This window comes from Candidatus Omnitrophota bacterium, from assembly GCA_028693815.1.
Taxonomy (GTDB): Bacteria; Omnitrophota; Gorgyraeia; order Zapsychrales; family Aceulaceae; genus Aceula.
In genome coordinates this window covers 24,410-35,264 of the sequence record JAQUUP010000021.1, presented here as the reverse complement: position 1 = coordinate 35,264, position 10,855 = coordinate 24,410, and the positions used below count along the sequence as shown (strand labels likewise).

Annotated in this window: 9 protein-coding genes; all 9 read left to right on the top strand. The window is 38.1% G+C overall.

The genetic code is table 11. The features are described 5' to 3' along the window. On the top strand, window positions 1-1,779 hold a 1,779-nt coding region (gene ptsP / locus PHY73_06865), incomplete at its 5' end, for a phosphoenolpyruvate--protein phosphotransferase (GenBank protein ID MDD3375421.1). Between the two features lie 6 nt (window positions 1,780-1,785). After that, window positions 1,786-2,532: a nucleotidyltransferase family protein gene (locus PHY73_06860; GenBank protein MDD3375420.1), complete on the top strand. Its 747-nt coding sequence runs from the start codon at window positions 1,786-1,788 to the stop codon at window positions 2,530-2,532. Window positions 2,533-2,556: 24 nt separating this feature from the next. Then, window positions 2,557-3,711 carry a methionine adenosyltransferase gene (gene metK / locus PHY73_06855; GenBank protein MDD3375419.1) on the top strand — a complete coding sequence of 385 codons (1,155 nt, stop codon included), beginning with the start codon at window positions 2,557-2,559 and terminating at the stop codon, window positions 3,709-3,711. 50 nt (window positions 3,712-3,761) lie between these two features. Next, the gene (ahcY, locus tag PHY73_06850; GenBank protein MDD3375418.1) at window positions 3,762-5,180 is read left to right on the top strand and encodes an adenosylhomocysteinase; all 1,419 of its coding nucleotides are present in this window, start codon (window positions 3,762-3,764) and stop codon (window positions 5,178-5,180) included. A 16-nt stretch (window positions 5,181-5,196) separates the two neighbouring features. Beyond that, a complete protein-coding gene (gene pfkA / locus PHY73_06845; GenBank protein MDD3375417.1) occupies window positions 5,197-6,156 on the top strand; it encodes a 6-phosphofructokinase in 960 nt (319 codons plus the stop codon). Between the two features lie 146 nt (window positions 6,157-6,302). Continuing rightward, window positions 6,303-7,292 (top strand): ketol-acid reductoisomerase, encoded by a 990-nt coding sequence (gene ilvC, locus PHY73_06840; protein ID MDD3375416.1) that lies wholly within the window; start codon window positions 6,303-6,305, stop codon window positions 7,290-7,292. A 172-nt stretch (window positions 7,293-7,464) separates the two neighbouring features. Next, window positions 7,465-8,982, top strand: a complete 1,518-nt coding sequence (locus PHY73_06835) for a 2-isopropylmalate synthase (GenBank protein MDD3375415.1) — start codon at window positions 7,465-7,467, stop codon at window positions 8,980-8,982. A gap of 8 nt (window positions 8,983-8,990) precedes the next feature. Beyond that, window positions 8,991-9,854: a shikimate dehydrogenase gene (aroE, locus tag PHY73_06830; protein MDD3375414.1), complete on the top strand. Its 864-nt coding sequence runs from the start codon at window positions 8,991-8,993 to the stop codon at window positions 9,852-9,854. Between the two features lies 1 nt (window position 9,855). Continuing rightward, window positions 9,856-10,656, top strand: coding sequence for a prepilin peptidase (locus PHY73_06825; protein MDD3375413.1), 801 nt, complete (start codon window positions 9,856-9,858; stop codon window positions 10,654-10,656). The last annotated feature ends 199 nt before the right edge of the window (window positions 10,657-10,855 follow it).

The following is a 10,855-nucleotide window of genomic DNA, read 5'->3' as shown; positions in this document are numbered from 1 at the left end:
GCTATGACAAAGATGAAAAAGAAAGAATTAGTTTTGATAGGAATTTCCGCAGCGCCAGGGGTTTCTTCGGGGCCAGCGTTTATTTTAGATAAACAGGATTTATATATTTCCCCTAGATCGATTATGGAAAAAGAAATTCCAGTTGAGATTGCACGTTTTGAGGAAGCGTTGATTAAAACACGTGAAGAAATTTTAAGCATTCAAACAAGAATTTCAAAAGATATGGGTGTTCGTCATGCGCAAATTTTTGATGCTCATTTGCTTGTTTTGGAAGATCGAACAATTATTCAGGAAGTTATTAAAAGTATTAAAAAAGAAAGAATGTGCGTTGAATATGTTTTTTCTCAGGTGATGAAAAAGTATATTAAAGTTTTCTCTGAAATTGAAGATGAATATTTGAGAGATCGCACAAGCGATATTAATGATGTGAGCAAGCGTGTTTTGAAAAATTTGGTGGAAGAAACAAAATTGCATGATCTTAGTGATTTGACAGAAGAGACAATCGTCATTGCGCATGATTTTTCTCCTTCAGATACAGCGGGTATGTATAATAAAAAGATTTTGGGATTTGCAACGGATGTTGGAGGACGAACGTCGCATACGGCTATTATGGCAAAGTCTTTGGGGATTCCTGCTGTGGTTGGTCTTAAAGATGCTATGCTTCGTGTTAGTAACCAGGATTATTTGATTGTAGATGGCCGCAAGGGTTTGATTATTGTTCATCCGTCCGAAAAGACGAAGGAAAAATATAATATTGTTAAAAGTAAAATTGCTGCATCTAAAACACGTTTTGATGATATCAAGGATTTGCCAGCAGAAACAACAGATGGGCGGCGTGTTTCAATCATGGCCAATTTAGAACTTCCGGAAGAAATTCCAGTCATTTTAAAACAAGGTAGCAATGGCGTTGGCCTATATCGGACAGAATATCTTTATATGAATCGAAGCGATTTGCCAACTGAAGAAGAACAGTTTAAAGCATACAAATATATCTTAAGGAAAATGGCGCCAAATCCAGTTGTTATTCGAACTCTTGATCTTGGTGGTGACAAATTTGCTTCAAGTGTTGAGGTGCCAAAGGAAGTTCAGTCTTTTTTAGGATGGCGCGCTATTCGTTTTTGTTTAGGGCGACCAGAAATTTTTAGAACACAATTGCGTGCTATCTTAAGGGCATCGGTTTATGGAAATTTAAAAATGATGTATCCTATGGTCTCGGGTGTTTCTGAACTTAGGGAGGCCAATGCTATGTTGCAAGAGGCAAAGAATAGCTTGAAAAAAGAAAAGATTGCTTTTAAGCCTAAGATGTCAGTAGGTGTTATGATTGAAGTTCCTTCAGCAGCAATGACAGCGGATCTTTTAGCAAAAGAAGTTGATTTCTTTAGCATTGGAACAAACGATTTGATCCAGTATACGTTGGCGGTTGATCGAACAAATGAACAAACAGCAAGCCTTTATCAACCAGCACATCCGGCGGTTTTAAGGCTTATTAAGAGAACAATTGATGCTGGACGTGAGGCGGGCATTGAGATTGGTTTATGTGGGGAAATGTCTAGTGAGCCGATTTTAGCTTTTCTTTTGCTTGGAATGGGGTTAGATGAGTTTAGTATGTCGTCTTTTAATATTTTGCAAATTAAAGAGCTTATTCGTAGCGTTAGTTATGCCGATGCGCAATCCGTTGCAAAAGAAGCTTTGATGCTTTCAACCAGTGAGCACGTTGAGGAGTTCCTGAAGATGAAATTAAAAAAACATGCTCCTCATGTTTACAGTGGAAAAGAGTAAGATTTTATGAAAACTTTAATTCTGGCAGCAGGTTATGGGACGCGATTGTACCCTTTGACAAAGGATCAACCAAAGCCGTTACTTCCTATTGGTGATAAGCCGCTGATTGATCATTTGATTGAAAAAGTAAAGAATGCTTCAGATTTAAGTGAAGTTTACGTTGTTACGAATGATAAATTTTTTGAGCATTTTAAAGATTGGGCTTCTGGAAAAAAAGATTTTTCTTTTCCAATTACAATTATTAATGATAAAACAGAAACACCAGAAGATCGATTAGGTTCTATTGGTGATATTCGGTTTGTTGCTAATCAGCATGACATAAAGGAAGATTTGCTTGTTATTGGCGGAGATAATTTATTTGATTATGCCTTAGATGAGTTTTTAAATTTTGCTAAAGAGCAGAGCGATAAGGTCACAGTAGGACTTTATGATATTAAAGAAAAAGAAATGGCAAAAAAGTTTGGCGTTGCCATGATGAATGGAAATCGAAACATTACTGTTTTTGAAGAGAAGCCTGCGAAGCCCAAAACAAGCTTGATTGCGATGTGCCTTTATTACATGCCGGTAGAAACACTTTCTTTAATTGCAGAGTATATCAAAGAATCTGGAAAAGTTGATTTGGCTGGGGATTATATTAAGTGGCTTTGTCAGCTAAAGAAGCTTTTAGGATTTCAGTTTGAAGGAAAATGGTATGATATAGGAAGTATCGAGGCTTATACTCAAGCGCAAATTGATTTTAGAATAAATTCTTAAATTTTAAAAGGGAGGGAGTTCTAAGTGAAAGGAAAATATTTTATTACATCAGAATCAGTTGGAAATGGACATCCAGATAAAGTGTGTGATCAGATTTCTGATGCTGTTTTAGATGCTGTTCTACAGGGTGACCCAAAAGGACGAGTTGCTTGTGAGACGTTTATTACAACAGGGCTCGTTGTTGTCGGCGGGGAAATTACAACAACAACATATGTTAATATTCAGAAATTGGTTAAAGAGGTTCTTTTGGATATTGGATATACTCATGATAAGTACGGATTTTCAGCGCATACATGCGCCATTTTAAATGCGATTGTTAGTCAGTCTCCGGATATTGCGCAAGGTGTTGATTCTGGTGGAGCGGGCGATCAAGGCATTATGATTGGTTATGCTTGCGATGAAACAAAGGAGCTTATGCCGTTGCCGATTATGTTGGCTCACAAGATTGTTAAGAGGGTTGAAGATGTTCGAAAGTCAAAAAAGTTAGATTATCTTGGCCCAGATTGCAAGAGTCAAGTTACGATTGAATATAGAGATGGAAAACCAGTGCGCGCTGATGCTATTGTTTTAGCGTGTCAGCATACAGAAAAGATTCTTGATAAGACAGGTAAAAAGATTACGGATAAATCAAGAAAGCAAATGATTGACATGATTATTCGACCGATTTTAGACAAATTGATTGATAAGAAAACAAAGTTTTATGTTAATCAGACAGGAAAATTTGTTGTTGGTGGGCCACAATCAGATACAGGTGTCACAGGGCGAAAGATTATTGTTGATACATATGGTGGGGTTGTTTCGCATGGCGGTGGTGCTTTTTCTGGAAAAGATCCAAGCAAGGTTGACAGATCTGCAACATATATGGCACGTTATATCGCGAAAAATGTTGTTGCTGCAAAGTTGGCTAAGAAATGCTGGGTTCAGCTTGGATACGCTATTGGTAAGGCAGAGCCGGTTAGCATTATGGTTGATACGTTTGACACAGGAAAGATTTCTGAGCAAGAAATCGTTAAGATGATTGAAGAGAATTTTGATTTAACGCCTTGTGGTATTGTTAAGACGTTGGATCTTTTAAAGCCCATTTATCGTAAGACTGCAACATATGGTCATTTTGGGCGAGAAGAATTTTCTTGGGAAAAAACAGACAAAGCAGCAAAGCTTGCCAAAGCTTTAAAGTAAACCTGCTAAAGAATTAGGTTTTCTAACGAGATGAAATAAAAAAGGAAATGATGACAAAATTGAAAGACAGTGTTCAGAATTATAAAATTGCCGATATCTCTTTGGCTGAATTTGGGCATAAAGAAATTGAACTTGCTGAAAAAGAAATGCCAGGATTAATGGTTCTTCAAAAAAGATACGGAAAAGAAAAACCATTAAAAGGCGCTCGCATTACTGGATCGCTCCACATGACAATTCAAACAGCAGTTCTGATTAAAACTTTAGTTGAACTGGGTGCGCAGGTTAGGTGGGCGAGTTGCAATATTTTCTCGACTCAAGATCATGCTGCCGCAGCGATTGCTGATTTGGGTGTTCCTGTTTTTGCTTGGAAAGGCGAGACACTGAAAGAGTATTGGTGGTGTACGCTTCAGGCACTATCATTTTCTGAAGGCAAAGGACCGACACTGATTGTTGACGATGGCGGTGACGCAACTATGATGGTTCACAAAGGTTGCGAGGTCGAAGACGATGCATCTATTTTGGATGCCAATGTCGAGACAGAAGATGAAAAAGAATTGTACGCTTGTCTCAAAGAAATTCTAAAACAAGATAAAGATAAATGGCATCGCATGGCCAAAGATATCAAAGGTGTTTCTGAAGAGACAACAACGGGTGTTCACAGGCTTTATCAGATGATGGCGGACAACAAGCTTTTATTTCCCGCGTTTAATGTTAATGACTCTGTAACAAAATCAAAATTTGATAATCTCTATGGTTGCCGTGAATCTTTAGCTGATGGTATTAAGCGCGCAACGGATATTATGATTGCAGGCAAAGTGGTTGTTGTTTGCGGTTATGGAGATGTTGGAAAAGGATCGGCGCGCTCAATGAAAAGTTATGGAGCAAGGGTTATTATTACCGAGATTGATCCTATTTGTGCGCTTCAAGCTGCCATGGAAGGTTTTGAAGTCAAGATAATCGAAGATGTTTTGGATGTTGGGGATATTTATGTGACCACAACGGGAAACCTCGAAATTATTACAGCAGACCATATGTCTAAAATGAAAGATAGCGCGATTGTTTGTAACATTGGTCATTTTGATAATGAGATTCAGGTTACAAAACTCGAGCATTGGCCAGGAATCAAAAAAATTAATGTTAAGCCTCAGGTTGATTTGTATTATTTTCCTGATGGGCATTCTATTATTCTTTTAGCACAGGGACGTTTGGTTAATTTGGGTTGTGCAACGGGCCACCCGTCTTTTGTTATGAGCAATTCGTTTACAAACCAAACGTTAGCACAGCTTGATCTTTGGAAAAATGAATATAAGATTGGTGTTTATCGATTACCTAAGAAATTAGACGAAGAAGTTGCTCGTTTGCATCTTGATCATGTTGGCGCAAAACTTACAGTTATGACGGAGAAACAATCAAAATATATTGGTTATCCAGTTGGAGGACCATATAAACCAGAACATTATCGGTATTAAGATGATAGAAAATAAAATAAAAAAAATAGCAATTTTAACTTCTGGCGGTGATGGTCCGGGTATGAACGCAGCGATTCGAAGCGTTGTGCGCATGGCAGTGTATAATGGTTTAGAAGTGAAAGGTGTTATGCGTGGATATAGCGGATTAATTAATGATGAAGTTATTGACTTAAATCATCGATCTGTGGCCAACATGATTAGCCGCGGCGGAACGTTCTTAAAAACAGCTCGTTCTCCTGAATTTAGAAATGAAGAGGGGCAAAAAAAGGCGGTTGCGACCATCAAAAAATATGGTATTGATGCAGTTGTTGTGATTGGTGGGGATGGAAGTTATGCTGGAGCGCTTGATCTTTTTAAAAAATGGAAAATTCCAACGATTGGCCTTCCAGGGACAATTGATAACGACCTTCGCGGAACAGATCAAACGATAGGTTGCAATACAGCGGTTAATACTGCACTTGATGCGATTGATAAAATTCGAGACACCGCGCATAGTATGGAACGTATTTTTGTTGTTGAGGTTATGGGCAATCGTTCAGGATACATTGCACTTCAGGTTGCTTTAGGTTCAGGAGCAGAAGATGTAATTATCCCAGAAAGAAAATTTGATTATGAAGCGATGTATGAAGATATTAAGAAAGGGCATGCTAAAGGAAAAATCAGCTGGATGATTATTGTGGCCGAGGGTGCTGGCAAGGCTCATGAAGTTGCTCAAAAAGTAACAGAGGTTACAGGCTTTGAAAGTCGTTATGTTGTTTTGGGTCATATTCAAAGAGGTGGTGTTCCGACGGCATCTGATCGAATTTTAGCAACACGGGTTGGGGCAGCTGCCATTGAATGTCTTCTTAGAGGAGAGTATGGTAAAGCGGTCGGTGTTGTGCAGGATAAAATTAATGTTGTTGATTTGGGACAAGCGTGTAGCATCAATGTTGTTCCTATTGATGAATATTATCAGTTGGTTAAAATTTTGACATAAAAGAGATAAGTTTGTAACATTATAACAATTAGAAAAACCCCCACGTCGCTTTTAAATCGCTCCTGGGGTAAATTCACGCGGGCTGATTTGACGCCTCGCTAAATTCAACGTAAGTCAGATGCTCATTTAAAGAAAGGGTAAATAAAATGGCAAAAATTTATTATGACAAAGATGCAAGTTTTGATGCAATCAAAGACAAAGTTATTGCAATCATCGGTTACGGTATTCAAGGCCGAGGACAAGCGCTTAATCTTCGTGATAGCGGATTAAATGTTATTGTTAGCGAGCTTGAAGATACTGAAAATTATGCCTTGGCTGTTGAGGACGGATTTAAACCGATGGATGCAAAGAAGGCGGCTAAGAAAGCAGATATCCTTCAGATTTTGACACAAGATCATGTTCAGGCAATGCTTTATAAAAAAGCCATTAAGAAGAATTTGACAGCAGGCAAATCGCTTGTTTTTTCTCATGGATTTAATATTCATTTTGGTCAAATTGTTCCGCCGGCTGATGTTGATGTTTTTATGATTGCGCCTAAAGGACCAGGTGCACTTGTTAGAAGTCAGTACGAAGAGGGAAAAGGTGTTCCTTGTTTGGTTGCGATTCATCAAGATGCAACAGGCAATGCTCTTCAAACCGCTTTAGCTTATGCTAAGGGTATTGGCGGAACACGTGCTGGTGTTATTGAAACAACTTTTAAGGAAGAAACAGAAACAGACCTTTTCGGTGAGCAAGCTGTTTTATGTGGCGGTGTTAGTGAGCTTGTTAAAGCTGGTTTTGATACGCTCGTTGATGCTGGCTATCAACCAGAGATTGCTTATTTTGAATGCCTGCATGAGCTTAAGCTCATCACAGACTTGATTTATTCGTCAGGTATTCAAGGAATGAGAAAATGTGTTTCTGATACGGCTGAATATGGTGATCTTTCTCGAGGAAAGCGCATCATCAGCGACAAGACACGTAAAGTTATGCAAAAGATGTTAACGGAAGTCCAATCTGGTAAATTTGCTAAAGAGTGGATCCGAGAAAATAAAAAAGGAAGACCAAATTTTACCCAATGGCGTAAAGAAGCAGACGAACACAAAATAGAAGAAGTTGGTCTCACGCTTCGCGGTATGATGCCTTGGATGAAATGAGGGTAAAAACATTTTTGAAATTACAAATTACAATAAACAAATGACAAATAAATTACAATAAACAAAAGATGCTAAAAGTTTTGAGGGTTTTTGTTTGTTGGTTTTATTGGTTATTGGTCATTGTTTGTAATTTGGATTTTGTGTATTGTAATTTTTATTAGAGGTATTTGAAATGAATAAAAAAGATAAAGTTTTTATATTTGACACAACGTTGCGCGACGGCGAACAAGCGCCTGGCGCAAGTATGAACGAAACGGAAAAGCTAGAAGTGGCTTTTGCGTTAGAGCGTTTGGGTGTCGATATTATCGAAGCAGGATTTCCTATCATTTCAAAAGGAGATTTTAATTCTGTTCGTAATGTGGCTAAACACATCAAGAAGTCAAGTGTTTGTGGTTTGGCGCGATCAATGAAAAAAGATATTGATGCGTGTTATAACGCAATTAAAGATGCAAAGCGTCCGCGCATTCATGTATTTTTGGCAACATCGAAGATTCATTTGGAACATAAATTAAAACGAAGCAAAGATGAAATCTTAAAAATGGCTGTTGATGCCGTTAAGTACGCGAGAAAAAAGACAGATGATATTGAATTTTCTCCGGAAGATGCGTCGAGAACAGAAAAAGATTTTTTGTACGCAATCGTTGAGGCTGTTATCAAAGCTGGCGCTAAGACGGTTAATATTCCAGATACAGTTGGTTATGGTGTTCCGGATCAATTTGGACAATTGATTTCAGATATTCGAAATAACGTGCCAAATATTAACAAGGCCATTATTTCTGTTCATTGTCATAATGATTTGGGTATTGCTGTTGCAAATTCTTTGGCTGCGATCAAAAATGGTGCACGTCAGGTTGAATGCACGGTCAATGGTATCGGCGAACGTGCAGGAAATGCATCTGTCGAAGAGATCATCATGGCATTGCAAACACGGTCAGATTATTATGGATGTTCGACGGGAATTAAAACGCAGGAAATTTGTAGAATTTCGCGTTTGGTTAGTAAATATAGTGGTTTTTTAGTTGCTCCAAACAAGGCTATTGTTGGGGCGAATGCATTTCGTCACGAAGCGGGTATCCATCAGGATGGTGTTTTAAAGGAAAGAACAACTTATGAAATCATGAAACCAGAAGATGTTGGTTTTGTTGAAACCGGTTTGGTTTTAGGAAAACATTCTGGGCGGCATGCTTTTCGTGTTCGTTTAAAAGCTTTGGGCATTGACTTAAAAGATGAAGAACTAGACCGGGCGTTTGATCGTTTTAAAAATGTTGCGGACAAGAAAAAAGAAGTTTACGACGAAGACTTAATTGCTATTGCTGAGGATGAGGCGAAATTGATTCCAAAGGCATGGCAGTTGGTCAGCCTTTCTTCGACAAGCGGAACAAAAATTGAACCAGAGGCTACGGTGGCGATTAAATCAAAAGGAAAAACTTTTGAAAAAAGTTCTTCCGGAGATGGACCAGTCGACGCATGTTATAAAGCGATTGAAAGCATTGTTAAGCTTAAAGGTGAACTTTTGGATTATGCGATTCAGTCGGTTACACGCGGCAAAGATGCTTTAGGAGAGGTTACCGTCAAGGTGCGCATCAAAGGCAAAAGTTATATCGCCCATGGTGCAAGCACAGATATCTTAGAGGCATCGGCTAAAGCGTATTTGAATGCAATCAACAAAATGATTGCGCAATCAAAATAAAATAATTTATGAATGAGCAAAAATCTATTTATGGGTTGGTAGGCTATCCTTTAGGCCATAGCCTATCACCCTTAATGCATAACGCTGCGTTTGATGCGTTAGAAGTAGATGCGACATATCAGTTGTTTCCCCTTAAAGAAGAAGAGTTTTCGGTTTTTTTAGGAGAATTAAAAAAACCAGATAGCCCCATCTTTGGCCTAAATGTCACTGTTCCTTACAAAGAAAAAGTTATCCCATATCTCGATAATCTCAATCCTTATGCGCAGAAAGTCAAAGCTGTTAATACAATTGTCATTGGAAAAAATAGAAGGCTTACTGGATACAATACGGATGGCCCAGGTTTTTTGGCTCACATAACAGAGCTTGGTTTTAATCCGCAATCAAAACGTATTTCAATTTTAGGGGCAGGGGGAGCAGCCCGAGCGATTCTTTCAGTATTTTGTATGATTGAACAGGCTCCTCAGTGGATTAAAATTTATGATGTTGATTATGATAAGGCAAAAATGCTTGTTTCTGATCTTTCGCAAAATTTAAACTGCGAAAAGGTAGAGGTGTGCCAGAGTATTGATGATCTTAATATTGAGCTGTCGGATCTTTTGATTAATGCTACGCCGATTGGATTAAAAGATTCAGATGAGGTTCTTATTGAGCCAGACTTATTGCATTCAGATATGCTGGTGTACGATTTAATTTATAATCCTGACCAAACAAAGTTTTTGAAGATGGCAAAAGAAAAAGGAGCAAAAACTTCTAACGGATTGGGCATGCTCTTTTATCAAGGCGTTTTGGCTTTTCAGCATTGGGCCGAAATTGATCTGCCGGAGGTTGTTCGATCCAAAATGAAAAATGCTCTTCAGCAAGGAGTTAAATAACATGATATTAGAACAAAACTTTATTTCGATTGTATTTTTTGTATTTGGTTCTATTATTGGTAGTTTTTTAAATGTCTGCATTATTCGTATGGCCAAAGAAGAATCTATTGTGACTCCAGGGTCTCACTGTTTGAAATGTAATAAAATGATTCCTTGGTACAACAATATCCCACTTTTAAGTTATGTTATGTTGCGAGGAAAATGTCGATTTTGCGGCGAAAAGTTTTCTTTTCGCTATTTTCTAATTGAGCTTTTGACAGCTCTTTCATTTTTAGGGCTTTATCGATACTTTGGTTTTCAGCCGATTTTATGGCCTTATCTAGTTATGGTGTCAGGTTTTATTGTTGCAACATTTACTGATATTGATGAGAGGATTATTCCTGATGAGATTAGTGTTGGAGGAATGGTTGTTGGTCTTATTTTTAGCCTTGCGATTCCACAGCTGCATCACGCGGATTCGCATCTTTTGTCTTTATGGCGATCAGTCTTAGGGGTTTTGATTGGTGGCGGTTCGATTTATTTGATGGGTATCATTGGCGATTTTCTTTTTAAAAAAGAATCCATGGGTGGTGGCGATGTTAAGCTCATGGCTATGATTGGCGCATTTTTAGGATGGAAGCTTGCACTTTTAGGATTTCTTATCGCTCCGTTTTTTGGTGCGGTTTTTGGTATTATTGAGAAAATTAGAACTAAAGAGAGCCTTATTCCTTACGGTCCATTTCTTGTGATCGGGGCTCTAATTGCACTTTTCTTTTCAGAACCGCTTCTTGCATGGATTATGAGCGGTTACGGTCTTTATTAGTATTTAGTTATTAAATACCTTTATTTAAAACATATTCCTTTCCATTGGATCAAGATTATCAAAGATTTTTCTGATCAGTAGGCTTTAAAAACCGATCAGACTCTTTGAAGTTTTATGATGCAGGTATTGGCGGTTTTGCTTTAGAATGATGTACAATAAATCGGCCAATGCATAATTAAATAAGAATTCTTTAGCAGTA

Bases quoted from the DNA above. Each gene is read 5' to 3' on its own strand.
- PHY73_06860 (MDD3375420.1), top strand. From the start codon at position 1,786: ATGAAAACTTTAATTCTGGCAGCAGGTTATGGGACGCGATTGTACCCT.
- aroE (MDD3375414.1), top strand. From the start codon at position 8,991: ATGAATGAGCAAAAATCTATTTATGGGTTGGTAGGCTATCCTTTAGGC.
- ahcY (MDD3375418.1), top strand. From the start codon at position 3,762: ATGACAAAATTGAAAGACAGTGTTCAGAATTATAAAATTGCCGATATC.
- PHY73_06825 (MDD3375413.1), top strand. From the start codon at position 9,856: ATGATATTAGAACAAAACTTTATTTCGATTGTATTTTTTGTATTTGGT.
- ilvC (MDD3375416.1), top strand. From the start codon at position 6,303: ATGGCAAAAATTTATTATGACAAAGATGCAAGTTTTGATGCAATCAAA.
- PHY73_06835 (MDD3375415.1), top strand. From the start codon at position 7,465: ATGAATAAAAAAGATAAAGTTTTTATATTTGACACAACGTTGCGCGAC.